This window comes from Janthinobacterium sp. SUN026 (assembly GCF_030397625.1).
GTDB lineage: Bacteria > Pseudomonadota > Gammaproteobacteria > Burkholderiales > Burkholderiaceae_D > Janthinobacterium > Janthinobacterium kumbetense.
The window spans coordinates 1,404,891-1,431,772 of sequence record NZ_JAPQNU010000001.1; the positions used below are offsets into that span (position 1 = coordinate 1,404,891).

Genomic DNA, 26,882 nt, shown 5'->3' on the forward strand with positions numbered 1-26,882 from the left:
ATTCACAGTATTTCCGCCCGACCTCCACGCCCCACAGTGGGATTTTGATGATTACACACACCGCAGCGCCCCTGATCTGTTCCCCTGACCTGGCCCTAGAGTGGGGTTGCCATGCTTGAGGCGAAGGTTGCGCTGTGCCTGCGCCTGGCCCAGGATGCCCGTGAACAGGCGGGGCCGCAGCAGGCCGCCACCCTGGCGCGGCTGGAGGAGGAGCTGGAGCGGCTGCGCGGCGCCAGCCGGCCCGTGGTGCGCGTGGCGCCCCCCGACGCCTTGCTGGAAATCGATCCTGACGGCTTCTTGATCGGCTGGAACCATGGCGCCGAACAGATGTTCGGCTATTCCGAGCTGGAAGCCCTGGGCCAGCACATCCTGTTCCTGTATCCGGAAGACGACGCGGAAGCGAGCGTGCTGGAATTGCATTTCACGCAGGGCGACGTGGCCACCGATGTGCGCCGGCGCAAGAAGTCGGGCATGGTGACGTGGCTGCGCATGCACCGCCACGTGATCCACGACCAGGCGGGCAAGGCGTGCGGCATGGCCGTGCGCCTGTCGGCCATGAGCGAGCCGCTGTCCGACGTGGACAAGGTAAGGTTGCACGCACGCATCATCGAGGACAGCGAGCAAGCCGTGCTGATCACGGATGCGGAAGAGCGCATCGTCTCCATCAACAGTTCCTTCAGCCGCATCACCGGCTATTCGCCGGCCGAAGCCATCGGCCGCACGCCGGACTTGCTGCGCTCGGGCGTGCACGACCCCGATTTCCGCGCCAAGGTGCGCGCCGCCATGCGCGGGCACGGTTCCTGGCGCGGCGAAATCATCGGCAAGCGCAAGAATGGCGAACTGTTCCCGCAAGACGTCACCATCAGCGTCGTGCGCGACGAATTCGGCGAAATCAGCCACGTGTTTTCCCTGTTTTCCGATATCTCCGTGCACAAGGATGCCGAGGCGCGCATGCAGCGCATGGCCAACTACGACAGTCTGACGGGCTTGCCCAACCGCTGCCTGCTGAACCAGCTGGTCGACCAGGGCCTGGCCGAGGCGAAACGCCAGGGCACGCATGGCGCGCTGATGGTCATCGACATCAGCCGCATCGGTTCCATCAGCGACACGCTGGGCCATGAAGTGGGCGACCAGCTGGTGATCGCCATCGGCCAGCTGTTCCGCGGCGCCTTGCGCGACGCCGACATCCTGGCGCGGGTCGACAACAGCAAGTTCGTCGTGGCCCTGTTGCATATCGAAAAGCGCGAACACGCGGCCAACGTGGCGCAAAAGCTGCTCAATTTGCTGGAAGCACCGATCAATATCGATGCGCACGCCCTGCACGTAGGCGCCAGCATCGGCATCACCGTGTATCCGGAAGACGGCCTGGAAGCGCCGGCCCTGTTCCGTTTTGCCGACGTGGCCGTGGCCAAGGCGGGGCAGACGATCGAATCGACCTTCCTGTTCTACCGCGAAGACATGAACCGCCGGGCCAAGGAACATTTGCGCCTGGAAAGCGAAATGCGCCTGGCGCTGGGCGACAAGGAACTGGAATTGCATTACCAGCCGAAAGTGAGCCTGGCGAGCGGACGCATCGTGGGCGCGGAAGCCTTGCTGCGCTGGAAGCATCCGATGCGCGGCATGGTCTCGCCCGGCCTCTTCATCCCCGTCGCCGAGGAAACCAGCCTGATTCTGGAGCTGGGCACCTGGGTGCTGGACGAGGCGTGCCGCCAGATCCGCAGCTGGGAAGACCGCGGCCTGCACATGCCGGCCATCGCCGTCAACCTGTCGGCGCGCCAGTTCGATGAACAGTTGCCGGCGCGCATAGCGGCCGTGCTGGAACGCTACGGCGTGCGGCCCGACCAGATCATGCTGGAAATCACGGAAAGCCTGTTGATGCGCGGCGCCGACAAGGTGATCGACATCATGAACCAGCTGGTGGCCATGGGCCTGGCGCTGGCGCTGGACGACTTCGGCACCGGCTATTCCAGCCTGGCCTACCTGAAGAAATTTCCCATCAGCACCTTGAAAATCGACCGCTCCTTCGTCATCGGCTTGCCGTTCGAGGAAAACGATTGCGCCATCGCCCGCGCCATCGTCACCATGGCGCAGCAGTTGCGCCAGGAAATCGTCGCCGAAGGGGTGGAAACGGCCGAGCAGATGCGCTTCCTGCGCGAACTCGGCTGCGACCAGCTGCAAGGTTATCTGTTCAGCCCGGCCGTGCCGGCGGCCGAATTCGAGCTGATGCTGGGTGAAGGCCGGCAGTTGCGGCTGGAAGAACTGGCGCTTTAAGCGCCACCCAGCTGCACTTTTTCCAGCAGATAATCGAGCATCACGCGCACCCTGGCTGGCACTTGCAAGCCCGGTCCCACGAAGACGGCGTGCACGAGTTCCTTGTCGCCCGGGTTGTAGTCCTGCAGCACGGGTATCAAATCGCCTCGCTCGATGTCGCGCAGCACGTGCTGGCGCGAAAAGCGTCCCAGCCCCATGCCGGCCAGCACCAGCTGGCGCATGCTTTCGCCATCGCTGACGCAGGTATTGCCCTGCGGCGCCACCTGTATCGATCCGCCCGCGCCATCGAGGAAGGGCCAGGTTTCGTTCTGGCAGCGGAAGTTGAATGCCAGCAAATTGTGCTGTGACAACTCCTGCGGCGTGCGCGGCAAGCCGTGGCGCGCCGCGTAGGCAGGCGACGCCACGACGACCATCGCGTCTTCGCCGAGTTTGCGCGCCACCAGGTTTGATTCCTTCAGCTTGCCCGTGCGGATGGCGATGTCGGTGCGGTCTTCCAGCAGATCGACGATGGCGTCGCTGACGACGACGTCGAGCACGATGTCGGGATAGCGCTGCGCGAACTCGGGCAGGATGGGCAGCAGATGGCGCACGCCGAACGGCACGAAACAGTTGATGCGCAAGCGCCCGCGCGGCGCGGCGCCCTGCGATGCTTCGCGCTCGGCGCTCTCGATATCGTCGAGGATGCGCTTGCACTGGATAAAGAAGGCGTCGCCCTCGGGCGTCGTGTGCAGCTGGCGCGTGCTGCGCTGGAGCAGCCGCGCGCCGAGCCGCGCTTCCAGTCGATTGACGAGCTTGCTGACGGCCGACGGCGTCAAGGCCAGGCGGCGCGCGGCGGAGGAAAAGGCGCCCGTTTCCACCACGGCGGCAAACACGGCCATTTCGAACGCGCGGTTGATATCTTGCCTGGCCATTATTGAATCCATTTCACAGGTGTTTCCATTATTGGAGTCTATATCAAAAGCGTTTGCATCGATACACTGGCTGGCTTGAACTCTGCCGGAGAAATACCATGACCACCGCAAACCCTGTTTCCACTTCAGCCAGCAAGATGCCGCCCGGTGTGCTGGCGCTGGCCGTCGGCGCCTTTGCCATCGGCGTGACCGAATTCATCGTCGTCGGCATCTTGCCGACCATCGCGAAAGATTTGCATATTTCCATCGAATCGGCAGGCTCGCTGGTCAGCCTGTATGCGCTGGCGCTGGCCATCGGCACGCCGCTGCTGGTGCTGCTGATGGCGCGCCTGCCGCGCAAGGCTGCCCTGCTGGGGCTGATGAGCGTGTTCCTGGCCGGTAACCTGCTGGCCGCCTTTTCGCACACGTTCGAACTGTTGCTGCTGGGGCGTGTCATCACGGCCGTGGCGCACGGCACCTTCTTTGCCATCGGCGCCACCGTGGCCGCCAGCCTCGTCACCAAGGCGCAGGCGGGCAGGGCGATTTCCGTGATGTTTGCGGGATTGACCTTGGCCATGGTGATCGGCGTGCCGTTCGGCAGTTTCCTCGGCAACTTGATGGGCTGGCGCCTGCCCTTCTTTGCCGTGGTGCTGCTGGCCGCGCTGGGCCTGGCCGCCATGGCGCGCTGGCTGCCGGCCGGTTTGCAGCAAGGCAAGGGCGGCAAGGCCATGACGCAGCTGGCGGCGCTGGGCAGCGGCCCCATCCTGACGATGATGGCGATTACGACGTTTGGCTTTGGCAGCAGCTTTGCCGCGTTCACGTTCATCACGCCCATCCTGACGGACGTGACGGGCTTTTCCGCCACCATGGCCAGCGCCTTGCTGATCGTGTTTGGCGCCGCCACCTTTGCCGGCAACCTGGCGGGCGGCTACCTGACCAGCCACCTGGGCTGGCAAAAGGCCTTGCGCGCGATGCTGCTATTGCTGGCCGTCACGCAAGCGGGCGTGGCGCTGAGCATCAGTTCGCCCTGGATGATGACGGTGATGCTGTTCGTCTGGGGCGTGTTCGCCTTCGGCCTGTCGCCCGCTTTGCAGGCAGGCATGCTGGCCACGGCCGAGCGCTACACGCCGCACGCCGTCGATTTCGCCTCGGGCCTGAACATTTCCGCGTTTAACCTCGGCATTTCCTTCGGTTCCATGCTCGGTGCGCTGATGGTCTCGCGCCAGCTGATGGCGTCGTCGCCCTGGGCAGGCGTGGCCGCCGCGCTGCTGGCCCTGTTGCCGCTGGCCTGGCTGGCGCGCAAGAACCTGGCGTCCCACGTGGCGGGCGCGGCCGCGCACTGAGGTTCAGGTATGCACGGCGACGGCCGGTGCCGGTTTCTTCATGCGCTGCGCCATGTAGGAACTGCCCATCGATGCGGCCATGATCATGGCGATGGCCAGCCATTGCGGCGCGTCCAGCCGTTCGTCGAGCAGGATAAATGCGAGCATGGCGGCCACGGCCGGTTCCATGCTGCTCATGATGCCGAACGCCTGCGGCGTCAGCCGCTTCAGGGCCACCATTTCCAGCGAGATCGGGATGGCGCTGGAAATGAGCGCGACGCCCAGGCCCACGCCCAGCACGACGGGCGAGAGCAGGGCGGCGCCGCTGTGCATCACGCCCACGGGCACCACCACCAGCGCGGCCATGGCCAGGCCCAGCGACACGGAGTGGCCCGCATGCAAATGGCTGGCGCGCTTGCCGAAGACGATGTACGAAGCCCAGCAGACGGCCGCGCCCAGGGCGAACAGCACGCCCGTGGGATCGAGATTGCTGACGTCGTGACCCAGCGGCAACAGTAGCGCCAGTCCCGCCACGGCCAGGGCCACCCAGACGAAGTCGAGCGGGCGGCGCGAGGCCAGTAGGGCCACGGCCAGCGGGCCGGAAAACTCGATGGCGACGGCGATGCCGAACGGTATCGTGCGCAAGGCCATGTAGAAGCACAGGTTCGTCAGCCCCAGCGCCGCGCCGTACAGGGCCACCGTGCGCAAGTCGGCGCGGCTCAGCTGCCAGCGCCACGGGCGCCAGAACAGCAACAGCAGCAGGGCGGAAAAGCCCACGCGCACGGCCGTCGTGCCTTGCGCGCCCACCAGCGGGAACAGGCTGTGCTTGGCCCATGACGTGCCCAGTCCCAGGCAGGTGACGGAGCCGAGGATGGCCAGCAGGGGAATCAAGGAGGAATAGCGGCGTAATGGCATGGTGATAAATGGCTTGATATCGAAGTGGTGAAAGTTTATTGTGTCTGCTCCGATATTTGCACTGCATTTTGACCTTTATGACGCAACTTTCGCTCACGCCTGCTGTCGCCCTCGACGCCTTCGACCTGGCCATCCTCGATATCTTGCAGCGCGATAACACGACCTCGCAGCGGGAAATCGCCCAGGCCGTGCACTTGTCCGCGCCGGCCGTGCAGCGGCGAATCCGCCGCCTGCGCGAGAGCGGCGTGATCCGCAACGAGGTGGCCGTGCTCGACGCCAGCCGCCTGGGCCGCCCGCTGATACTGACGGTGGAAGTGCATTTGCACGACGAGCATCCGTTGCGCACGGCCGGCATGCGCGCCCGCATCATGGCCGAACCCGCCATCCAGCAGTGCTACGGCATCACGGGCGAGGCCGATTACCTGCTGGTCATCACGGCCAGCAGCATGGCCGAATACGAGGCGCTGACGGAACGCCTGTTCGGCGGCGACGACAATATCCGCCGCTACCGCACGTCGGTGGCCTTGACTTGCCTCAAGATGGGCTTGCATGTGCCGCTGACATAGAACAAGGGCCAGGCAGATGAGCATTTCTAACCAGATACAAGCGGCCATGCTGGCCGCCATGCCCGCCAGCATGCGCGCCGCCGTGGCAGGGTACGACTGGGCGCGCGACAGCGTCGGTGAGTCGGACGCTGCCGTCTACCGCTTGCAGGGCAGGGATGGCGCGCCGGACCTGTTCCTCAAACACGGCACGGGTGCCGCCGCTGCCGAACTCACCGAGGAACTGGCGCGCCTGCGCTGGCTGGCGCAGTACCTGCCCGTGCCGGCCGTGGCGCAATTTGCCTGCGCGGCAGAACCGGACCAGGCATGGCTGCTGACGGCGGCCCTGCCGGGCAACACGGCGTGCCAGGTGCTGGAAGACAATCCTGCGTTGGGTCCCGCCGTGGCCGACGCGCTGGCGGCCTTCCTGCGCCGCCTGCACGCGCTTCCCGTCAGCGACTGCCCATTCGACGCCGGCCATGCCGTGCGGCTGGCCCAGGCGCGCCGGCGCATCGATGCGGGCTTCGTCGATGCCGGCGATTTCGATGCCGAGCGGGAAGGCTGGACGGCGCAGCAAGTGTGGCTGGCGCTGCAAGACCACCTGCCGCTCATCCCAGACCTCGTCGTCACGCATGGCGATTTTTCGCTGGAAAATATCCTGATGCACGATGGCGCCGTCGTCGGCTGCCTCGACGTGGGCCGGGCGGGCGTTGCCGACCGTTACCAGGACCTGGCCATCGTTTGGCGTGCTCTTGGTGAGTTGGACGCAGCGCTACCGCCAAGGTTTGTTCAGCAATATGGGATCGTTGATATCGATCAAGGCAAGCTGCAATTCCATCTGCTGCTCGACGAGCTGTTCTGAGTGCTGGCAGTCATCACGGCTCTTCGCGCTCGGCGTCGCGTTCGCGGCAACTCAAGGAGGCGTAATGGCCCTTGGGCAGCGTGGCCTGGATGGCCACTTCGCGCAGGTTTTTCCGGATATCGACGGGGTCGGTCAGGGTGCAGCGCTGGGCGCGGGCGAACGCTTGCAGCTTTTGCGTGCTGCCGTTGACCTTTACCGTCACGCCGGCCCCGGGGCTGACGCAGCAGCCTATGTATTGCGTGATGTATTCCTCTTCGATGAGCACCAGTTCGTGTCCCATGAAGCTGGCCGGTTTCTTGAGCAGGTAATAATCCGTGTAGTCGAAGCGCTGGTTGGGGCGCTTGCCAATAAAACCTTCGCGCATGTAGGCGGCGATGGCCTTGCCGGAGGTGCCCACTCGCTGCGTCGTGCCTTTTTTCAGGTGCAGCGCATGGATCAGGCCGTTTTCGAGTCCCCCATCGGCAGCGGCAGCAAATGCTGCAGCGGCGGCGCTGGCGCAAGTGGCGGCGGCGAGCAGAAGAGCGCCGAGCAGGCGGCGGGTGCGGTATTCAGGCATGGGAATGATTCCTTGCATATATTTCACGGGTGGAGGAGAAGAGGTGCAGTGTAGCCCACGCCCGCCTGGGCGCGTGGCACAATGCGTGTTCCGCATGCCACTCACCCCAGGACTTTCATGACCCGCGCCATCCTTGACCAAGCCCAGATCCATCCCGCCGCCCGCCCTTTGATCGGCAGCAAGCACAAGGACATCGTGCGCGAAGTGCAGGCGGCCATCGCCGCGCACCAGGTGGTCGTCGTCGGCATGGCGCTCAATCCGTTTCCGCGCAAGGCGCGCAAGATCCTCGACGTGCTGGGCACGCCCTACCAGTACTTGCAATACGGCAGCTATTTGAACCAGTGGCACCGCCGCAATGCCCTCAAGATGTGGACGGGCTGGCCCACGTTCCCCATGGTCTTTGTCAACGGCGTGCTCATCGGTGGTGCCAGCGAATTGCACAAGCTCGTGGAAAACGGCGAGTTCAGCGCCATGCTGGCAAAGAAAGTGCGCGAGTTTTAAGCGCTGTCTTACTCGCCCGGCCGCCACGGCGACTTGCGCGTGCGCAAGGGGTCGAGCAAGCTGCGCAGATCGTTGTGGTCGAGCTCGTACATCAGCGCAATGAGACTGCCCAGTTCGCCCGAGGGAAAGCCCTCGCGCGCGAACCAGCCCAGGTAGTGGCCGGGCAAGTCGGCCAGCAAGCGTCCCTGATATTTCCCATATGGCATTTCGCGCGTGACCAGCAGCGCCAGTTTTTCTGAATTCATGGTGGTGACCCCGTGTGGATGCGGCCAGTGTAGCAGACCGCTCTATTATTGAGCTGTGCGCAACTATCTTCTGCCTGATGAGGTATTTTTCGAAACAAAGAAAACCCCGATACTGCATGCCAACATCATTTATCGGAGTTTGCCATGCCCATTGCCTTGCTCGCGCTGACCCTCAGCGCATTTGCCATCGGAACCACGGAGTTTGTCATCGTCGGGCTGTTGCCCACCATCGCCGCGGACCTGGGCGTCAACCTGCCATCGGCCGGCTTGCTGGTCAGCCTGTATGCGCTGGGCGTCGCCGTCGGTGCGCCCGTGCTGACTGCCCTGACGGGGAAGATCCCGCGCAAGACCTTGCTGCTCTCGCTGATGGTCTTGTTCACTCTGGGTAACTTGCTGGCCTGGAAATCGCCGGGCTACGAAACCCTCGTCATCGCCCGCATCCTGACGGGGCTGGCGCATGGCGTCTTCTTTTCCATCGGCTCGACCATCGCCACGTCCCTGGTGCCGAAAGACAAGGCGGCCAGCGCGATTGCCATCATGTTTACGGGCTTGACCGTGGCCCTGGTGACGGGCGTGCCGCTGGGCACCTTCATCGGCCAGCATTTCGGCTGGCGCGAAACTTTCCTCGCCGTTTCGGCGCTGGGCTTGATCGCCTTTGTCGGCAGCCTGCTGTACGTGCCATCGACCATCAAGCACAGTAAACCGGCCTCGCTGCTGCAGCAAGTGCAGGTGCTGGGCCAGCCGCGCCTGCTGCTGGTGTACGCCATGACGGCCGTCGGCTATGGCGGTTCCTTCATCGCCTTCACGTATTTGGCGCCGATTCTGCAGCAAGTGTCGGGTTTCAGCGCCGGCGCCGTGGGCGTGGTGATGCTCGTGTATGGCGTCTCCGTGGCGTTCGGCAATATCTGGGGCGGCAAGCTGGCCGACAAGAAAGGCCCCGTCAGCGCCTTGAAACTGATCTTCCTGCTGCTGGCGGCCGTCTTGTTGCTGCTCACCTTCACGGCGCCGCATCCCGTGCTCGTCGTCATCACCGTGCTGCTGTGGGGCGCCGTGGCCTTCGGTAACGTGGCTGGTTTGCAAGTATATGTCGTGCAGCAAGCGGAGCACTTCACGCCCCGCGCCGTCGACGTGGCGTCCGGCCTGAATATCGCCGCCTTCAATCTGGGCATCGCCGGCGGCGCCTGGGGTGGCGGCCTGATCGTGGAACACCTGGGCCTCGTGCACACGGGCTGGATCGGCGCCCTCGTCGTGCTGGGCGCATTCGGCTTGACGGCCCTGAGCGGCCGCCTGGACCGTTTGAACCCGATCCCCGTGCGGCCCGCTGGCGCAAAAGCGATGCAGGCGACGGGGCATTGAGAAGCGGGGCGTCCGCTTGGCGTCGCTTCCACGGTGCAGCTTGCCTGTAATCAAGCTGAAATATTTGTCGTTTATGCTCCGGCCTCGTATTCCAGCAGGTCTGTCCCACGATATTTATTTATAACGGAAGAAACAAAAAATGTCGAATTACGCCCCTGAATCCTCACGCCGCCGCCTGTTGCAACTGTTTGCCGGTGCCCCCATGCTGCCTTTGGCCGGCTTGACCGGCGTCAGCGCTTTTCTGTCCGGTTGTGGCGGCAGTTCGGATAACGACGTGCCACCGGTGACGCCGCCAGTCACGCCCACCGCGACGTTTACCACGGCGGAATTCACCGGCATGGCCGCGCCATTGGCGAGTTCGCCTGCCGCGCTGGCCACGACCACCGTCGGCTCCACGCTCAAGGTCAATTTCAGCGATGGCAGCAGCAACAGCTATAACCTGGCATACCAGCCTTTCTTCCTGACGGGCGACCGGGTGCCGGACGGCAAGGGCGGTACCGTGATCGCGGGCGGCTACTTCGACATCAAGAACCAGCCCATCATCGACAGTTCGGTGCCGGGCAAGGAACGTCAGTTCTTTTCGGATTCGCCGGACGGCAGCTCGATGCTGACGGTGGCCAACGCCAGCGTGAGCGGCGTCAAGGGCAAGCCGGTGTTTGCCGTGGTGCAATTTGAATACAATTCGCTGAACCAGGCCGGCGCTTCCACCTACGGCACGCTGCCGTCGCCGATCGCCGTGCTGAGCCTGGACCAGGACCAGACCACCGGCAAGCTGTCGCTGGTGAAATACCACAACGTCGATACCTCGCTGGTGAAGGGCCTGTGGATTACCTGCGGCGCCAGCCTGTCGCCGTGGAATACCCATCTGTCGAGCGAAGAGTACGAACCCGACGCCTTTGACCAGGGCCTGGGCGGCCAGACCTTGGCCGTGCTCAAGGAATTCAGCAAGAACGTCTTCGGCGATACGACGACCGCCAATCCGTACGACTACGGCCACCTGCCGGAAGTGTCGGTCAACCCGGACGGCACCGGCAGCATCAAGAAGCACTATTGCCTGGGCCGCTACTCGCGCGAACTGGTGCAGGTGATGCCGGACCAGCGCACCATCCTGGGCGGCGACGACTATACGAATGGCGGGCTGTTCATGTTCGTGGCCGACAAGGTCGCCGACCTGGCCGCAGGCGGCACCCTGTACGTTGCCAAGTACACGACCCAGCTGACCGAGACCACTACCGGCAAGCTGCAATGGGTCAAGCTGGGCCATGCGACGCACGCCGAGATCAAGGCGCTGGTCGACGGCGGCATCAAGGCCACCGACATCATGGATTCGACCCTGGCCGATCCGTCCGACGCCAGCTACACGAAGATCGTGCTGAACAAGAAAACCGCCTGGGTCAGGGTCAAGGCCGGCCAGGAAAAAGCCGCCGCCTTCCTGGAAACCCACCGCTACGCGGCCCTGAAGGGCGGCAGCATGGCGTTTACCAAGAACGAGGGCACGACGGTCAACGCCAAGGACAAGATCGCCTACTCGGCATATGCCAACATCCAGGATTCGATGGTTGAAGGCGGTTCGGGCTACGTGGCCGGCCACAACGTCAAGTTCAAGAAACTGGTGGCGGGCGCCGTCGTGTCGCACAAGCTGACGGGCGGACAGAAGGATGACACGGGCGCGGCCATCGACAGCGAATGGGTGCCAAGCGAGTCGACCCTGCTGATCGCAGGCGAAGATATCGCGGCCGATGGCCTGGGCAACACGGCCAACCCGGCCAAGATCGCCAGCCCCGACAACCTGAAGTTCTCGGAAAAACTGCGCACCCTGTTCATCGGCGAGGACAGCGGCAACCACCTGAACAACTTCCTGTGGGCGTATAACGTCGATACCAAGAAGCTGGAGCGCTTGCTGTCGTGCCCGGCCGGCGCGGAATCGACGGGCCTGCATGCGGTCGATGAAATCAATGGCTGGACCTATGTGATGAGCAACTTCCAGCATCCGGGCGACGAGTGGAGCCGCTTCCCCGCCTTGCCGTCCGCGCTGAAGGACCAGATCAACATCATCATCAACACCAACTACAACAGCAAGGCCAGCGGTGCTGTCGGCTACCTGACGGCGGAACTGGCGCAGGTGAAACTGTCGAAGTGATGCGCGTCAGCTGACGCCGCAGCGGGCACGCAGGGCAGGCAGGCGCAGGCCTTCCCTGCCGGTGCGTGCCCCTCGCCACCCGCTCCGTCCCTCGACCCGGGTGACGGGGCGTTTGGCGTGGCGGCGCCAGACGGACGGCTAACTTGCTGGCAGAAAACAGCAAAACGGGGGAAAATGGCGTTTCCCTCCCTTTAGCGTCCCCCATCATGTCCGATATTGCAGCTTCGCCGCCAGGCCTGCGCGCCGCCATCAATCCGAAACCGCTGGGCGTCGCCCTGTTGCTCATCCTGATCGGTGCGTGGTACCTGGCGCACACCGTCGGCATCAACCAGGCCGCGCTGTACGTGGTGGGCGCCTTGCTCGGCATCACCCTGTATCACGCGGCTTTCGGCTTCACGTCCGCCTGGCGCGTCTTCATCGCCGATGGCCGCGGCGACGGCTTGCGCGCGCAAATGCTGATGCTGGCCGTGGGCGTGGCGCTGTTTTTCCCCGCGCTGTCGGCCGGCACCCTGTTCGGCACGCCCGTCGCGGGCCTCGTTTCGCCCGCCGGCACGTCCGTCATCTTCGGCGCCTTCATCTTCGGCATCGGCATGCAGCTGGGCGGCGGTTGCGCGTCCGGCACCTTGTATACAGTCGGTGGGGGCAGCACGCGCATGCTCATCACCCTGGCCGCCTTCATCGTCGGCTCCGTGATCGGCACGGCGCACATGCCGTTCTGGACGGCGCTGCCGCAGCTCAAGCCGATTTCCCTCGTCACGACCCTGGGCCTGGCGCCCGCGCTGGCGTTGAACTGGATCGTTTTTGCCTTGATCGCCGCCATCACGGTCTTCGTTGAAAAGCGCCGCTATGGCAAGCTCGTCGCCACGCCCCTGCGCCCGGCGCAGGCGTCGCCCTGGCTGCATGGCCCGTGGCCGCTGGTGGCGGGCGCCGTTGCGCTCGTCGTGCTGAACTTCGCCACCCTGGCGCTGTCGGGCAAGCCGTGGGGCGTGACGTCCGCGTTTGCCCTGTGGGGTGCGAAAGCGGCGTCCGTGGTCGGCATCGACACGGCCAGCTGGGCTTACTGGTCCACCAAGGCGAATGCCGCCGCCCTGGCCGCGCCATTGACGCAAGATAAGACTTCCGTGATGGATATTGGCATCGTGCTGGGCGCCATGCTGGCGGCCGCGCTGGCCGGCCGCTACGCGCCCGTGTGGCGCATCCCGCGCCGCTCGCTGATCGCCGCCATCGTCGGCGGCTTGCTGCTCGGTTACGGCGCGCGCCTGGCCTACGGCTGCAATATCGGCGCGTATTTCAGCGGCATCGTCTCGGGCAGCTTGCACGGCTGGCTGTGGCTGGTGTGCGCCTTCCTGGGCAACGTCATCGGCACGCGCTTGCGTCCGTGGTTCGGCCTGGAAGTGGAAAAAGTCAAACCGACCGGCTGCTGACGTCTGCGTCAACAGGGGCTTTGCTGTATATTTCTGCCCCTGTTCACCTTTGCCGCCAGGGCAACATCCATGTCCCCAGTCATCCTGTTTGCCGTCGTCCTCGCGTATTTCCTGATCTTGCTGGGCGTGGCGTGGCGCACCTCGCGCCATGCCACCAACGACAGTTTTTTCATCGGTAACAAGGACAGCAACTGGATGCTGGTGGCCTTCGGCATGGTGGGCACGACCTTGACGGGCGTGACCTTCATCAGCGTGCCTGGCGCCGTGGGCAGCAACGGCTTCGGCTATATCCAGCTGATGCTCGGCTATGTGCTCGGTTACCTGGCCATCACCTTCATCTTGCTGCCGCTGTACTACCGGCTGCAGCTCACATCGATTTACCGCTACCTGGAATTGCGCCTGGGGCGGCGCTCCTACCAGAGCGGGGCGGCGTTCTTCATCGTCTCGCGCCTGCTGGGCGCCACGGCGCGGCTGTATTTGGTGGTCAATATCCTACAGGCAACTATTCTCGACAGTTTCGGCGTGCCGTTCTGGCTGACGTCGTGCGTCGTGCTGCTGCTGATCCTGCTCTATACGTATGAAGGGGGCGTCAAGACCATCGTCTGGACCGATACCCTGCAAACGGCGTGCATGCTGGCCGGTCTCGTCATCTGCAGCGTGTTTTTGCTGCGCGAGATGGATTTGTCGCTCGTCGACAGCATCGAGCGCATGCGCGCGCAAGGCCTCACGCGCATCTTCACCACCGACCCGGACAGCCCCGCCTACGTGTGGAAGCATATTCTTGCCGGCATGTTCATTACGATTGCCATGACGGGCATGGACCAGGAAATGATGCAAAAGAATATCTCCGTGCGCACCCTGCGCGACTCGCAAAAGAATATGCTCAGCCTGACCGTGGTGCTGACCGGCGTGCTGCTGCTGTTCCTCTTCCTCGGCGGCTTGCTGCACCTGTACGCGCCGCTGGCCGGCGTGACGGCCACGGGCGATAAATTGTTCCCCGCCGTGGTGCTCGGGCATTTCCCCGCCGTGGTGCAGCTGATTTTCTTCATCGCCCTCATTTCCGCCCTGTTTCCCAGCGTGGACGGGGCGCTCACGGCCTTGACGTCCACCTTCTGCATCGACATCCTGGGCTTGCAGCGGCGGCCGGATTTGAGCCCGGCCGTGCAGATGCGCTGGCGCCGCAAGGTGCACCTGGGCTTTGCGGCCCTGTTCTTGATCCTGATCATGGCCTTCAAGTGGCTCGATGATCCCAGCATGATAGGCGTGATCCTGAAGCTGGCCAGCTATACCTACGGTCCGCTGCTGGGCCTGTTCGCCTTCGGCCTGCTGAGCCGGCGCGGCGTGCGCGACCGCTGGGTGCCTTTGGTGGCCGTGGCCGGGCCGCTGCTGTGCGCGCTGATCGAGCAGGAGCAGGCGCTGCTGTTTGCGCATTACCGCCTGGGCCTGGAATTGCTGATACTGAACGGTTCCCTCGTGCTGGGCGGCCTGTTCCTCATTTCCACGCCGCCAGGGCAGGGCGCCCAGGGCGCGCAATACTTGTCAAAATAAGACGAATCCCAAGGCGATCGCGGCCATTTTCAGCTATATTGATTTCCTTTAGGTACATAACCTCACGGAGCATCAATGTCACTCAACCCCTTCCCGCCGCTGCGCCGCGGTTTTGGCGCATTCTGGCGCGCGCTGGACGCCACCCGCCGCGCGGTCATCAATCTGATTTTCCTGCTGATCGTCATCGCCATCCTGATCGCCATCTTTGGCGGCGGCGCCAAGCCCCTGGCGGAAAAGACCACGCTGGTGCTGGACTTGCAAGGCCCGCTGGTCGAGGAAACCCCGGGCGGCGTGCGCGAAGCGGTGCTGGCCAATGTCAGCGGCGAAGTCAAGAAGAACGTGCAGCTGCGCGACGTGCTGGCCGTGCTCGACACGGCGGCCAAGGACAAGAACATCGGTTCCATGGTCATCCTGCTCGACGAATTGCAGGGCGGCGGCCTCGCTTCGCTGCGCGAAGTGGCGGCCGGCGTGGAACGCTTCCGCGCCACGGGCAAGAAAGTGACGGCCTGGGGTTCCAGCTACAACCAGCGCCAGTACCTGGTGGCGGTCAAGGCCGACGAGGTCTTCCTGCACCCGATGGGCGGCGTCATGCTGGAAGGCTTTGGCCGCTACCGCAATTACTACCGCGACGCGCTCGACAAGGTCGGCGTGACGGTCAACCTGCTGAAAGTGGGCACGTACAAGAGTGCGGCCGAGCCTTTCATCGCCAACGGCCCGTCCGAAGCGGCGGCCGAAGCGGACCGCTACCTGAACAACGGCCTGTGGACCACCTACACGACGGACGTGGAAAAGGCGCGCAAGCTGCCGGCCGGCGCCATCATGCAATCGATCGATGCGCTGCCGGCGCTGATGACGGCGGCCGGCGGCGACCTGGGCAAGCTGTCGCTGGACGCCAAGCTGGTCGACGGCCTGAAAACGCGCGACGAACTGCGCCAGTTCATGATGGCGCGCGGCGCGAAGAACACGGAAGGCACGAATTTCCGCCAGGTGAACTACACCGACTACCTGGCGCGCCTGCGCCCCGTGCACATCGGCGACGCCGTCGGCGTGGTTATCGCCTCCGGTGAAATCGGCGACGGCATCGCGCCACCGGGCGCCATCGGCGGCCTGTCCACCTCGCGTCTGATCCGCCAGGCGCGCGAAGACAAGTCGATCAAGGCCGTCGTGCTGCGCGTCGATTCGCCGGGCGGCAGCGCCTTCAGCTCGGAATTGATCCGCCGCGAACTGGAACTGACGCGCGCCGCCGGCAAGCCGGTGGTCGTCTCGATGGGCAACGTGGCCGCTTCGGGCGGCTACTGGATCAGCACCTCGTCCGACGAAGTCATCGCTGACGCGGCCACCATCACCGGTTCCATCGGCGTGTTCGCGATTCTGCCGACAGCCGACAAGGTGGTGGAAAAGCTGGGCATCCACACGGCCGGCTCGCCGACCACCTGGCTGGCCGACGCGGGCAACCCTTTGCGTCCGCTCGACCCCCGCTTTGCGCAAGTGATCCAGGGTTCGATCAACCACGTGTATGGCGACTTCCTGAACCTGGCCGCCAAGGCGCGCAAGACGACGCCGGAAAAGATCAATGAAGTGGCGCAGGGCCGCGTCTGGACGGGCTTGCAGGCGAAAGAGCGCAACCTGGTCGACCGCATCGGCAGCTACGGCGATGCGCTGGCGTCGGCCGCCAAGCGCGCCAACCTGGGCGCCGACTACCGCGTCACGTACCTGGAGCAGGAAACGTCGAACGTGGACCGCCTGATCGGCATGTTCGGCTCCAAGGCCATGGCCTCGCTGGGGCTGGGCGAGCACGTGAAACTGGGCCTGGCCGGCACGGGCTTGCCGGCCGACGCGGCGCTGGGCATGGCGCAGGACCTGAGCTGGCTGTCGGGCATCACGCGCGAGCACAAACCGTTCATGGCCCTCACGCACTGCCTGTGCGAAGTGCCACTCGGCAGCAAGTAACACCTGACCAAATCTACTGCGCTCGATGATTTGCGGCCTGCGATGCTCACTGTGCTCAAGCACAGCTCCGCTTCTCGGTCACAACTCATCTTCGCTCGCTACGATTCTGTCAGGCGTTACACGGCAATATAGATGACATACCCAAGCCGGCTTCGCCCGGCTTGTTTCACATCAGGAGCAAGGCATGGCAAGCGACATGAACGAAAAAACCGGCACGGCCATCACCATCCGCCCCTGCGCCAAGGGCGACGAGCTGGCGCTGGCGCTGGTGGGGCAAGCGACTTTCCTGGAAGCGTTCGCCGGCATCCTCGATGGCGCCGACGTCATCGCCCATTGCCAGCGCCAGCACGACGCGCAGCTGTACCGCGATTGGCTGGCGCTGCCGGCCATGCGCCTGTGGCTGGCCGAGGCTACGCCTGGCGGCGCGCCCGTCGGCTACCTGGTCCTCAGTCCGGCCGGCCTGCCGGTGGCCGACCCGCGGCCGGACGACCTGGAAATCAAGCGCATCTACCTGCTGCACCGTTTCCAGGGGCAGCGCGTGGGCCAGCGCCTGATGCAGGCGGCCGTGGAACAGGCGCGCGCCGGCGGGGCGGGAAGGGTGCTGCTGGGCGTGTACGCGGAAAACCACGATGCGCTGGCGTTTTATGCGCGCTGCGGCTTTGCGCAGGTGGGCCGGCGCACCTTCCGCGTGGGCCGCACCGACTATCAGGATGTCATCCTCGGCATGACGCTGTAAGCGCCAACGGCCTGCGCGGCGCCAGGTCAAGCCGGCTGGCGGGAGATTTGTAGCGAGTTTGTATCTGCATGCGAGTCGCCCGCACGCCGCCGGCGCCGGGGCGCAACGCCCCGCAAGCCTGATTCTTCCACCGTTCCCCCACAGGGGCGGCGTGCCTGCCGGCCCGCCTGATCCTTCCATGCCTGCCAGGCTGTGTGTAATTGTTTCAAGTAGAAATGAAACAGTTACATGACTATGCTAGAGTCGTTTCACGCTAGGGAGCGATGTTTTTTCAGCTGACTTTCAGCTCTTGACTCCCCCGGCTTTGTACCGAAACAACCCCGAAAAACGGTCGTCCGGCCTGAGTGTGTTCCACCTCGGCCGGCGCCACAGACTCGCCGTGCCAGCGGCCTAGACAAGGATAAGCGATGGATTCGCAGACTACACCCAACACCCCGCGGCGCAGCCGCCGTTCGAAAATCGTCGGCACGGTCATCGCGCTGGCCGTGATGGCTGCGCTGGGGGGCGGTGCCTGGTACCTTACCCATTCGGGCGTCAGCGCGCAGCCCGGCGCCGGTGGCCCCGGAGGGCCGGGAGGCCCGGGCGGGCGCCGCGGCGGCCCCTCGACCACCGTGGGCGTGGCCACGGCCGTGAAATCCGACTTGCCCGTGGTGCTCGATGCGCTGGGCACGGTGACGGCCGCGTCCACCGTGACGGTGCGCCCGCAGGTGTCGGGCATTTTGAAGGAGCTGAAATTCAAGGAAGGCGGCATGGTCAAGGCGGGCCAGGTGGTGGCGCAGATCGACCCGGCCCAGTTCGAGATGGCGCTGATGCAGGCCACGGGCCAGCGCCAGCGCGATGAAGCGCAGCTGGAAAACGCGCGCCTGACCCTGAAACGCTATCAAACCCTGCTGGGCCAGGATTCCATCGCGCGCCAGGACGTCGACACGCAGGCCGCCCTGGTCAAACAATTGGAAGGTACCGTGATGACGGACCGCGCCGCCGAAGGCACGGCCAGGCTGAACCTGGGCTACACCAAGGTGGTGTCGCCGATCAGCGGCCGTGCGGGCCTGAAGGTAGTCGATATCGGCAACCTGGTGAGCACCAGCGACACGGGCGGCGTGGTGGTGGTGACGCAGCTGTCGCCCATCGACGTGGAATTTTCCGTGCCGCAGGATAAGGTGCAGACCATCCAGGAACGCCTGAATGGCGGCACGGCCCTGGCGGCGCTGGCGCTGGACCGCACGCGCACGCATACCCTGGACAAGGGCAGCCTGACGGCGCTGGACAACCAGGTCGACGTGCAGACGGGCACCGTGCGCGCCAAGGCCCGCTACACGAATGACAAGATGGCCCTGTTCCCCAGCCAGTTCGTCAACGTGCGCCTGGAACTGGGCAACATCACGGGCGCCGTGCTGGTGCCCGTCACGGCCTTGCGCCACAGCAATAACGGCGACTTCGTGTATGTGCTGAAAGCGGACAAGACCGTCACCGTGCGCATGGTCACGCGGGGCCAGGCGACCACCGACATGGTGGAAATCCGCGCCGGCCTGGAAGCGGGCGAGCAAGTCATCACGGAAGGCGCCGACCGCCTGAAGGAAGGCGCGAAAGTGACCCTGGCGGGCGACAAGCCTGCCATGGGCGGCGCCGGTGCGGCCGGGGCGAACGGCGAACGCCGCCACCGCCGCCAGCACGCTGACGGCGCGGCCAGCGCCTCGGCGTCCGCATCGGCATCCGCGCCAGCTGCAGTGCCAGCCACGGCGCCGGCGAAGGGCGCAGCGCAATGAGTCCATCGACTCCCTTCATCAAGCGCCCCGTCGCCACGGCGCTGCTGATGCTGGCCATCGTGCTGGCGGGGCTGGTCGGCTTCAAGTTCCTGCCGCTGGCCGCCTTGCCGCAGGTGGACTTCCCCACCATCCAGGTGCAGACCCTGTATCCGGGCGCCAGTCCCGAAGTCATGGGGCAGACCGTGACGGCGCCGCTGGAGCGCCAGTTCGGGCAGATGTCCGGCTTGCAGCGCATGAGTTCCACCAGCGCGGCCGGCGTCTCCATCATCACCCTGCAATTCACGCTGGGCCAGACGCTGGACGTGGCCGAGCAGGAAGTGCAGGCGGCCATCAACGCGGGCGGCTCGCTGCTGCCGACCGACTTGCCGGCGCCGCCCGTGTACGCGAAGATCAACCCGGCCGACGCGCCCGTGCTGACCCTGGCGATTACCTCCGACACGATGCCGCTGACGCAGGTGCAGAACATCGTCAACACGCGCCTGGCGCTGAAGATCAGCCAGGTCAACGGCGTGGGCCTCGTGTCGCTGTCGGGCGGCCAGCGTCCCGCCGTGCGCATCCAGGGCGACACCAAATTGCTGGCCTCGTACGGCCTGGGCCTCGACAGCCTGCGCACGGCCATCGCGGCGGCCAACGTCAACAGCGCCAAGGGCAGTTTCGACGGCCCCACGCGCTCGTTCACCATCAACGCGAACGATCAACTCGTCACGGCGGAAGACTACAAGCGCCTGATCATCACCTATAAGAACGGCGCGCCCGTGCGCCTGTCAAACGTGGCGAATGTCGTCGACAGCGCGGAAAACACGCGCCTGGGCGCCTGGTCCGGCAAACAGCCGGCCATCATCCTGAACGTGCAGCGCCAGCCGGGCGCCAACGTCATCAAGACGGTCGACGCCATCAAGGCCCTGCTGCCCGACCTGCAGGCCAGCCTGCCGGCGGCCATGAAGCTCGACGTGCTGAGCGACCGCACGACGGGTATCCGCGCCTCGGTCGAACACGTGGAAATGGAACTGCTGCTGTCCGTGCTGCTGGTGGTGCTGGTGATCTTCGCCTTCCTGCACAGCATGCGCGCCACCGTGATCGCCAGCCTGTCCGTGCCGATTTCGCTGATCGGCGCCTGCGGCGTCATGTATCTGCTCGGCTACAGTCTGAACAACCTGTCCCTGATGGCGCTGACGATTGCCACGGGCTTTGTCGTCGATGACGCCATCGTCATGATCGAAAACATCGCCCGCTACATCGAGGAGGGCGAAACGCCGATGGCCGCCGCCCTGAAGGGCGCGTCGCAGATCGGCTTTACCATCATCTCGCTGACTGTCTCCCTGATCGCCGTGCTCATTCCCCTGCTGTTCATGGGCGACGTGGTGGGCCGGCTGTTCCGCGAATTCGCCATGACCCTGGCCATCACCATCCTGATTTCCGCCGTGGTCTCGCTGACCCTGGTGCCGATGATGTCGGCGCGCTGGCTGAAGAGCCACGCCGATGAAAAAATCAGCGCCACAGGCCAGCGCATCCAGGCGTTCATCGACAAGGTGATCGTGCAGTACGACCATGCGCTCGTGTGGGTCTTGAAACGCCAGGGATTGACCTTGCTCGTCGCCCTGGCCACCTTGCTGCTGACCGTCATCCTGTACATCACGATTCCGAAAGGCCTGTTCCCCACGCAGGACACGGGCCAGCTGCAGGCGCGCATCGAAACCTCGCAAGCCGTCTCGTACGAGCGCATGGCCACCTTGCAGCAGGCTGCCGCCAGCGCGCTGCTGGAAGACCCCGCTGTCGATACCCTCAGTTCCCTGGTCGGCGTCGATGCGGCCAACAATACCATGCTGCATACGGGTAGCATGCTGATCAATCTCAAGCGTCCGCGCAGCGGCAGCCAGGACGAGATCATGGAGCGCCTGCGCGACCGCGTGGCCAAGGTGGCCGGCGTGACCCTGTATCTGCAGCCGACGCAGGATCTGACCATCGATGCGGAATCGGGGCCGACGCAGTACCGCGTCTCGCTCGAAGGGGCCGACACGGCCACCGTCACCGAGTGGGCCGGCAAGCTGGCGGCGCGCATGCGCGAAAAAACGCAGCTGCGCAACGTCGTCACGGATGCGGGCGCCACGGGCGCCGCCGTGACCGTCGCCATCGACCGCGACAGCGCCGCGCGCATGTCCGTCACCACGGCTACCGTCGACGACGCGCTGTACAACGCCTTCGGCCAGCGCATCATTTCGACGATTTTCACGGAAACCAACCAGTACCGCGTGATCCTCGAAGCGCAGCCGGGCATCGTCACGACGCCATCCGACCTGTCGGACCTGCAGGTGCGCACGGGTTCCGGCAAGTCGACGCCGCTGTCCGCGTTTGCCAGCGTCAGCGAAAAACAGGCGCCGCTGCAAATCACGCACGTGGCGCAATACCCGGCCACGACGCTGGGCTTTGATACGACGCAAGGCGTGGCCCTGGGCAGCGCCGTCGACGCCATCCGCCAGGCGGCGAAAGACATCGCCTTGCCGCCATCGGTGACCTTGACCTTCCTCGGCGCGGCCGGCGCGTATGAAAACTCGCTGTCGAACCAGCTGTGGCTCATTTTGGCCGCCGTCGTCTGCGTGTACATCGTGCTGGGCGTGCTGTACGAAAGCTATATCCACCCGCTGACGATTTTGTCGACCCTGCCGTCGGCCGGCGTGGGCGCCTTGCTGGCGCTGATGATTTCCGGGCAAGACCTGGGCGTGATCGGCATCATCGGCATCATCCTCCTGATCGGCATCGTCAAGAAGAACGCCATCATGATGATCGACTTCGCCATCGAGGCCGAGCGCGACGAAGGGAAAAGCCCGCAGGAAGCCATCCACCAGGCGGCGCTGCTGCGCTTCCGCCCCATCCTGATGACGACCCTGGCGGCCCTGTTCGCGGCCGTGCCGCTGATGCTGGGCTGGGGCGAGGGCGCCGAGTTGCGCCGTCCGCTGGGCCTGGCCATCTTCGGCGGCTTGATCGTCAGCCAGGTGCTGACCCTGTTTACCACGCCCGTCATCTACCTGGGCTTCGACCGCCTGGGCCAGCGCTTTGCGCGCAAGACGCCCGCGGTGAACCTGGACAAGCCGGCCGATAACGCGGGGAGCGCCGCGTGAACCTGTCCGAACCGTTCGTCAAGCGCCCCATCGCCACCGTGCTGCTGACCATCGGCATCGCGCTGGCGGGCATCGGCGCCTTCTTCGTGCTGCCCGTCTCGCCGCTGCCGCAGGTCGATTATCCGACCATTTCCGTCAGCGCCAGCCTGCCCGGCGCCAGCCCCGCGACCATGGCCACGTCGGTGGCCACGCCGCTGGAACGGCGCCTGGGCGTGATCTCGGGCGTCAACGAGATGACGTCGTCGTCGGGCACGGGCTCGGCGCGCATCAATCTGCAGTTCGACTTGAACCGCAAGATCGATTCGGCCGCGCGCGAAGTGCAGGCGGCCATTGCCGCCTCGCGCGTGGACTTGCCGGCCACCCTGCGCAGCAACCCGACCTACCGCAAGGCCAATCCGTCCGACGCGCCCGTGATCATCCTGGCGCTGACGTCGAAGACGCGCACGCCGGGCCAGATCTACGACGCCGTGTCGAACCTGGTGCAGCAAAAGGTGGCGCAAGTCAAAGGCGTGGGCGACGTGGAACTGGGCGGCGGCTCGCTGCCGGCCGTGCGCGTGGAATTGCTGCCGTACCAGCTCAATCACTATGCCGTGTCGATGGAAGACGTGCGCGCGGCCATCCAGGCCAGCAACGCCAACCGCCCGAAAGGGGCGATTTCCGGCGACGAGCGCAGTCTGCAGATCTATTCGGGCGCGGCGACGGCGTCGGGCGGGCGCAGCGCCGCCGATTACCGCAGCCTGGTGGTGGCCTGGCGCGACGGCGCCGCCATCCGCCTCGACGACGTGGCCGAAGTGGTCGACGGCGTGGAAAACAACAATACCCTGGGCCTGTTCAATGGCGACCCGGCCGTCATCGTGCTGATCACGCGCCAGCCCGGCGCCAACGTCATCGCCACGGTGGACGGCGTGCGCGCGCTGCTGCCGCAACTGCAGGCGCAGCTGCCCGGCGACATCAAGCTGCAGGTGGCGTCCGACAGCACCAATTCCATCCGCTCGTCCCTGCACGAGATCGAGTTCACGCTGATCCTGTCCATCGTGCTCGTCGTGCTGGTGGTCAGCGCCTTTTTGCGCAGCGTGCGCGCCACCATCATCCCCGCCGTGGCCACCATCGTCTCGCTGCTGGGCACTTTCGGCGTGATGTACATGCTGGGCTTTTCGCTAAATAACCTTTCCTTGATGGCGCTCACGGTGGCCACGGGCTTTGTCGTCGATGATGCCATTGTGGTGCTGGAAAACACGCAGCGCCACATCGAGGCGGGCATGGACCGCTTCAAGGCGGCCCTGCTGGGCGCGCGCGAAGTGGGCTTTACGGTACTGTCGATCAGCCTGTCGCTGGTGGCCGTCTTCATCCCGCTGCTGTTCATGGGCGGCCAGGTGGGGCGGCTGTTCCGCGAATTCGCCGTGACCCTGTCGGCCGCCGTGATGATTTCGCTCGTCATCTCGCTCACCACGACGCCGATGATGTGCGCCTGGCTGCTGAAAAGCGGCGAGCACCACAAGCCGCCAGGCGTCGTCGCGCGCTGGTTCGAACGGGGTTTCGAGCGCATGCTGAACGTGTATGAACACTGCCTGGACTGGGCATTGTCCAGCGCCGCTCTCGTGATGACGATCCTCGTGTTCGTCGTCGGCCTGAACGTGTACCTGTTCGCGGCCGCGCCCAAGGGCTTTTTCCCGCAGCAGGATACGGGCCAGATCAATGGCGGCATGCGCGCCGACCAGAGCATCTCGTTCCAGGCCATGCAGGCCAAATTGCGCCAGCTGGTCGACATCATCAAGGACGATCCGGCCGTCGCCACCGTCGTCGGGTTCACGGGCGGCGGCAGGGCGGGGGGCGGCTTCATGTTCATCGATTTGAAGCCGGCCTCGCAGCGCACGGACAAGGGGCAAGCCGTGATCGCCCGCCTGCGCCCGCAGCTGGCCAAGGTGACGGGCATTTCGCTGTTCCTCAACCCCGTGCAGGATTTGCGCATGGGCGGGCGTTCCAGCAATTCCACGTACCAGTACACCCTGATCAGCGACAACCAGGCGGACTTGAAGAAATGGGCGGCCAAGCTGGCCGACCAGATGAAGCTGCAGCCAGCCCTGATCGACGTGGACACGGACCAGGCGGAAAACGGCGTGGAAACCTTTGTTTCCATCGACAAGGACCGCGCCACGCAGCTGGGCGTGCAGGTGAAGGATATCGACAATGCGCTGTACAACAGCTTCGGCCAGCGCCAGGTGGCGACCATCTACGATGAGCTGAACCAGTATCACGTGATCATGGAAGTGGCGCCCCGCTACGCGCAAAGCCCGGAAGCGCTGCGCTCCGTGTACGTGCCCGCGTCGAATGCGGCCGCCGTCGCCGCCACCACCGGCACGACGGCCGCCAGCGCCGCTGCGGCCAGCACCAGCGTGGCGGCGACGACGTCCAATACGACGGCGGCGCGCGACCCGTCCAGCGGCTCGGCCTTGAGCACCACCCTGGCGAAGATGGTGCCGCTGTCGTCGTTCAGCAGCTTCGCGGAAAGCTCGACGGCCACGTCGATCAACCACCAGGGCGGGGAGCTGGCCACCACCGTGTCGTTCAACCTGGCCGACGGCTATCCGCTCAGCGACGGCCAGACTGCCGTGGCCCAGGCGGAGTCGGAAATCGGCATGCCGGTGAACGTGCGCGGCAGCTTCCAGGGTTCGGCGAAGAGCGCGCAAGACAGCAACAAGGAGCAGCCGCTGCTGATCCTGGCGGCCATCGTGGTGATCTACATCGTGCTGGGCATCCTGTACGAAAGCCTGATCCACCCCGTCACCGTGCTGTCGACCTTGCCGTCGGCGGGGGTGGGCGCCGTGCTGGCACTGCTGCTGTTCCGCATGGAGTTTTCCATCATCGCCCTGATCGGCGTGTTCCTGTTGATCGGTATCGTCAAGAAAAATGCTATATTGATCATCGACTTCGCGCTGGAGGCCGAGCGTTCGCGCGGGCTGACAGCTGTGGACGCGGTGCGCGAGGCTTGTTTGCTGCGTTTCCGCCCCATTCTGATGACCACCCTGGCGGCGGCGCTTGGCGCCTTGCCGCTGGCGATCGGTTTCGGCGAGGGGTCAGAGCTACGCCAGCCCTTGGGGGTCGCCATCATCGGCGGCCTGATTGCCAGCCAGTTACTCACATTGCTGACCACCCCGGTGGTCTACATCCTGCTCGACAAGCTGCGCACGCGCAGCGCCGACGAGCAGCAATTGAGCCGCATTCCTGGGCCAGATAACCCGAGCACACAATCATGAAGCAAGTAAAACCTATCGTATCGACCGTCCCTGCACGCCACCTGCTGGCACTGGGCGCGGCCACCGCCGTCCTCCTGCTGTCCGGCTGCGCCGTCAGCCCCGCGTATGAAACGCCGACGGCCGTCGCGCCGCAAACGTTCAAGGAGGCGGCCGGCTGGCAGCCTGCCGTGCCGGCCGACACCCTGGAGCGGGGACCGTGGTGGACCCTGTTCGGCGACGCCCAATTGAACCAGCTGGCCGAAGGCATCGACATCTCGAACCAGAACGTGGCCGCCGCCATCGCTTCCTACGAGCAGGCGCGCGCGCTGGTGCGCGAACAGCGCGCCTCGCTGTTCCCCAGCGTGAACCTGACGGGCAGCGGCGCCCGCTCGGGCGGCGGGGGCGAGCAGCAGACCAACAACAACTTCAAGGCCGCCATCGGCGCGTCGTGGGAACCGGACGTGTGGGGCAAGCTGCGCGCCGGCGTGACGGGGGCGGACGCCAGCGCCAGCGCCAGCGCGGCCGACCTGGCCGCCGCGCGCCTGTCGGCGCAGGGCGAACTGGCCACCAATTACTTTTCGCTGCGCCAGAGCGATGCGCAGATCGCGCTGCTGAATGCCACCATCGATGGCTACAAGCGCGTGCTCGACATCACCAGCAACCGCTTCAATTCGGGCATCGCCGCCAAGTCCGACCTGCTGCAGGCGCAGACGCAGCTGGCCAATGCGCAGATCGACCTGTCCAGCCAGACGCGTTCACGCGCGCAGCTGGAACATGCGATCGCGATACTTTTGGGCCGCGCGCCGTCCGACTTCAGCCTGGCCGTGGCGCCGTGGACCCTGACCGTGCCCGAGGTGCCGCTGGGTGTGCCGTCGACCCTGCTGCAGCGCCGTCCCGACATCGCCGCCGCCGAGCGCCGGGTGGCCGTGGCCAACGAGCAGATCGGCATCGCCCGTTCCGCGTATTACCCGAGCCTGAACCTGACGGGTTCCTACGGTTCCGGCGCCAGCAAGGTGGGCGACCTGTTCAATGCCTCATCGAGCCTGTGGTCGCTGGGTGTGTCGGCCGCGCAAACCCTGTTCAACGCGGGCGCCACCACGGCCAGCGTGGATGCGGCCAAGGCGGGACACGAGGCGGCCGTGGCGCGCTACCGCCAGACGGTATTGAGTGCCTTTGGCGCCGTGGAAGACCAGTTGTCGGCCACGCGCGCGCTGGCCGAACAGCTGGCCTTGCGCCAGCAGGCGTCGTCCGCTGCCGACCAGGTCGAGCAGCAGATGCTGAACCGCTACAACGCGGGCCAGGTCGGCTATACGGACGTGGTGACGGCGCAAGTGACGGCCCTGTCGGCGCGCCGTTCGCTGGTGCAGGCGCAGGCGGACCGCCAGACGACGGCCGTGGCCCTGATCCAGTCGCTGGGCGGCGGCTGGCACGTGCCGCAGGCGCAGTAAAGGGGACGGCTAGGGGGCAGCCTGGCGCAGGGAAAAGCCCTGCGCCAAATTCGTGTTTTGC

The 26,882-nt window shown here is 65.2% G+C and carries 19 protein-coding genes; 15 read left to right on the top strand and 4 right to left on the bottom strand.

Going from position 1 to position 26,882, the window contains the following annotated elements; translation table 11 throughout:
* The first annotated feature begins 111 nt into the window (after nt 1-111).
* Complete coding sequence (locus tag OX459_RS06430) at nt 112-2,271, top strand: EAL domain-containing protein (RefSeq protein WP_251351451.1); 2,160 nt, start codon at nt 112-114, stop codon at nt 2,269-2,271.
* Here OX459_RS06430 and OX459_RS06435 read toward each other — a convergent pair.
* On the bottom strand, nt 2,268-3,182 hold the full coding sequence (locus tag OX459_RS06435) for a LysR family transcriptional regulator (RefSeq protein ID WP_289904242.1): 915 nt from the start codon (nt 3,180-3,182) through the stop codon (nt 2,268-2,270). The genes OX459_RS06430 and OX459_RS06435 overlap by 4 nt on opposite strands.
* A 98-nt stretch (nt 3,183-3,280) precedes the next feature.
* On the opposite strand from OX459_RS06435, the gene OX459_RS06440 reads away from it, so the two are divergent.
* Nucleotides 3,281-4,504 carry an MFS transporter gene (locus tag OX459_RS06440; RefSeq protein WP_289904243.1) on the top strand — a complete coding sequence of 408 codons (1,224 nt, stop codon included), beginning with the start codon at nt 3,281-3,283 and terminating at the stop codon, nt 4,502-4,504.
* A gap of 3 nt (nt 4,505-4,507) precedes the next feature.
* On the opposite strand, the gene OX459_RS06445 is transcribed toward OX459_RS06440, so the two are convergent.
* Nucleotides 4,508-5,398: a DMT family transporter gene (locus tag OX459_RS06445; protein WP_289904245.1), complete on the bottom strand. Its 891-nt coding sequence runs from the start codon at nt 5,396-5,398 to the stop codon at nt 4,508-4,510.
* Nucleotides 5,399-5,475: 77 nt separating this feature from the next.
* Between OX459_RS06445 and OX459_RS06450 the strand changes: the two genes are divergently transcribed.
* Nucleotides 5,476-5,964 (top strand): Lrp/AsnC family transcriptional regulator, encoded by a 489-nt coding sequence (locus OX459_RS06450; RefSeq protein ID WP_077406995.1) that lies wholly within the window; start codon nt 5,476-5,478, stop codon nt 5,962-5,964.
* Between the two features lie 16 nt (nt 5,965-5,980).
* The gene (locus OX459_RS06455; protein ID WP_289904247.1) at nt 5,981-6,802 is read left to right on the top strand and encodes an APH(3')-I family aminoglycoside O-phosphotransferase; all 822 of its coding nucleotides are present in this window, start codon (nt 5,981-5,983) and stop codon (nt 6,800-6,802) included.
* 13 nt (nt 6,803-6,815) lie between these two features.
* Here the strand turns inward: OX459_RS06455 and OX459_RS06460 are convergent, their stop codons facing one another.
* A complete protein-coding gene (locus OX459_RS06460) occupies nt 6,816-7,358 on the bottom strand; it encodes a hypothetical protein (RefSeq protein ID WP_289904248.1) in 543 nt (180 codons plus the stop codon).
* A gap of 117 nt (nt 7,359-7,475) precedes the next feature.
* On the opposite strand from OX459_RS06460, the gene OX459_RS06465 reads away from it, so the two are divergent.
* Nucleotides 7,476-7,859, top strand: a complete 384-nt coding sequence (locus OX459_RS06465; RefSeq protein ID WP_251351461.1) for a glutaredoxin — start codon at nt 7,476-7,478, stop codon at nt 7,857-7,859.
* Between the two features lie 8 nt (nt 7,860-7,867).
* On the opposite strand, the gene OX459_RS06470 is transcribed toward OX459_RS06465, so the two are convergent.
* The gene (locus OX459_RS06470; RefSeq protein WP_034749909.1) at nt 7,868-8,104 is read right to left on the bottom strand and encodes a DUF3820 family protein; all 237 of its coding nucleotides are present in this window, start codon (nt 8,102-8,104) and stop codon (nt 7,868-7,870) included.
* Nucleotides 8,105-8,248: 144 nt separating this feature from the next.
* On the opposite strand from OX459_RS06470, the gene OX459_RS06475 reads away from it, so the two are divergent.
* The 10 genes from OX459_RS06475 (at nt 8,249) to OX459_RS06520 (ending at nt 26,821) form a co-directional block, all read left to right on the top strand.
* The gene (locus OX459_RS06475) at nt 8,249-9,460 is read left to right on the top strand and encodes an MFS transporter (RefSeq protein ID WP_289904249.1); all 1,212 of its coding nucleotides are present in this window, start codon (nt 8,249-8,251) and stop codon (nt 9,458-9,460) included.
* A gap of 139 nt (nt 9,461-9,599) precedes the next feature.
* Nucleotides 9,600-11,600, top strand: coding sequence for an alkaline phosphatase PhoX (locus tag OX459_RS06480; protein ID WP_289904250.1), 2,001 nt, complete (start codon nt 9,600-9,602; stop codon nt 11,598-11,600).
* A gap of 206 nt (nt 11,601-11,806) precedes the next feature.
* A complete protein-coding gene (locus OX459_RS06485) occupies nt 11,807-13,024 on the top strand; it encodes a YeeE/YedE family protein (protein WP_289904251.1) in 1,218 nt (405 codons plus the stop codon).
* Between the two features lie 69 nt (nt 13,025-13,093).
* Nucleotides 13,094-14,572, top strand: a complete 1,479-nt coding sequence (locus tag OX459_RS06490; RefSeq protein ID WP_289904252.1) for a sodium:solute symporter — start codon at nt 13,094-13,096, stop codon at nt 14,570-14,572.
* Between the two features lie 75 nt (nt 14,573-14,647).
* Entirely contained in the window at nt 14,648-16,522 is a 1,875-nt protein-coding gene (gene sppA, locus OX459_RS06495; protein WP_289904253.1) for a signal peptide peptidase SppA, read from the top strand.
* 196 nt (nt 16,523-16,718) lie between these two features.
* Entirely contained in the window at nt 16,719-17,258 is a 540-nt protein-coding gene (locus tag OX459_RS06500; protein ID WP_289904254.1) for a GNAT family N-acetyltransferase, read from the top strand.
* Nucleotides 17,259-17,665: 407 nt separating this feature from the next.
* A complete protein-coding gene (locus tag OX459_RS06505; protein ID WP_289898433.1) occupies nt 17,666-19,024 on the top strand; it encodes an efflux RND transporter periplasmic adaptor subunit in 1,359 nt (452 codons plus the stop codon).
* A complete protein-coding gene (locus OX459_RS06510) occupies nt 19,021-22,140 on the top strand; it encodes an efflux RND transporter permease subunit (protein WP_289904255.1) in 3,120 nt (1,039 codons plus the stop codon). The genes OX459_RS06505 and OX459_RS06510 overlap by 4 nt, the downstream gene beginning before the upstream one ends.
* Complete coding sequence (locus OX459_RS06515) at nt 22,137-25,394, top strand: efflux RND transporter permease subunit (RefSeq protein WP_289904256.1); 3,258 nt, start codon at nt 22,137-22,139, stop codon at nt 25,392-25,394. The genes OX459_RS06510 and OX459_RS06515 overlap by 4 nt, the downstream gene beginning before the upstream one ends.
* Nucleotides 25,391-26,821 (top strand): efflux transporter outer membrane subunit, encoded by a 1,431-nt coding sequence (locus OX459_RS06520; protein ID WP_289904257.1) that lies wholly within the window; start codon nt 25,391-25,393, stop codon nt 26,819-26,821. The genes OX459_RS06515 and OX459_RS06520 overlap by 4 nt, the downstream gene beginning before the upstream one ends.
* Nucleotides 26,822-26,882 lie beyond the last annotated feature (61 nt).

Bases quoted from the DNA above. Each gene is read 5' to 3' on its own strand.
- OX459_RS06430 (WP_251351451.1), top strand. From the start codon at position 112: ATGCTTGAGGCGAAGGTTGCGCTGTGCCTGCGCCTGGCCCAGGATGCC.
- OX459_RS06435 (WP_289904242.1), bottom strand. From the start codon at position 3,182: ATGGCCAGGCAAGATATCAACCGCGCGTTCGAAATGGCCGTGTTTGCC.
- OX459_RS06440 (WP_289904243.1), top strand. From the start codon at position 3,281: ATGACCACCGCAAACCCTGTTTCCACTTCAGCCAGCAAGATGCCGCCC.
- OX459_RS06445 (WP_289904245.1), bottom strand. From the start codon at position 5,398: ATGCCATTACGCCGCTATTCCTCCTTGATTCCCCTGCTGGCCATCCTC.
- OX459_RS06450 (WP_077406995.1), top strand. From the start codon at position 5,476: ATGACGCAACTTTCGCTCACGCCTGCTGTCGCCCTCGACGCCTTCGAC.
- OX459_RS06455 (WP_289904247.1), top strand. From the start codon at position 5,981: ATGAGCATTTCTAACCAGATACAAGCGGCCATGCTGGCCGCCATGCCC.
- OX459_RS06460 (WP_289904248.1), bottom strand. From the start codon at position 7,358: ATGCCTGAATACCGCACCCGCCGCCTGCTCGGCGCTCTTCTGCTCGCC.
- OX459_RS06465 (WP_251351461.1), top strand. From the start codon at position 7,476: ATGACCCGCGCCATCCTTGACCAAGCCCAGATCCATCCCGCCGCCCGC.
- OX459_RS06470 (WP_034749909.1), bottom strand. From the start codon at position 8,104: ATGAATTCAGAAAAACTGGCGCTGCTGGTCACGCGCGAAATGCCATAT.
- OX459_RS06475 (WP_289904249.1), top strand. From the start codon at position 8,249: ATGCCCATTGCCTTGCTCGCGCTGACCCTCAGCGCATTTGCCATCGGA.
- OX459_RS06480 (WP_289904250.1), top strand. From the start codon at position 9,600: ATGTCGAATTACGCCCCTGAATCCTCACGCCGCCGCCTGTTGCAACTG.
- OX459_RS06485 (WP_289904251.1), top strand. From the start codon at position 11,807: ATGTCCGATATTGCAGCTTCGCCGCCAGGCCTGCGCGCCGCCATCAAT.
- OX459_RS06490 (WP_289904252.1), top strand. From the start codon at position 13,094: ATGTCCCCAGTCATCCTGTTTGCCGTCGTCCTCGCGTATTTCCTGATC.
- sppA (WP_289904253.1), top strand. From the start codon at position 14,648: ATGTCACTCAACCCCTTCCCGCCGCTGCGCCGCGGTTTTGGCGCATTC.
- OX459_RS06500 (WP_289904254.1), top strand. From the start codon at position 16,719: ATGAACGAAAAAACCGGCACGGCCATCACCATCCGCCCCTGCGCCAAG.
- OX459_RS06505 (WP_289898433.1), top strand. From the start codon at position 17,666: ATGGATTCGCAGACTACACCCAACACCCCGCGGCGCAGCCGCCGTTCG.
- OX459_RS06510 (WP_289904255.1), top strand. From the start codon at position 19,021: ATGAGTCCATCGACTCCCTTCATCAAGCGCCCCGTCGCCACGGCGCTG.
- OX459_RS06520 (WP_289904257.1), top strand. From the start codon at position 25,391: ATGAAGCAAGTAAAACCTATCGTATCGACCGTCCCTGCACGCCACCTG.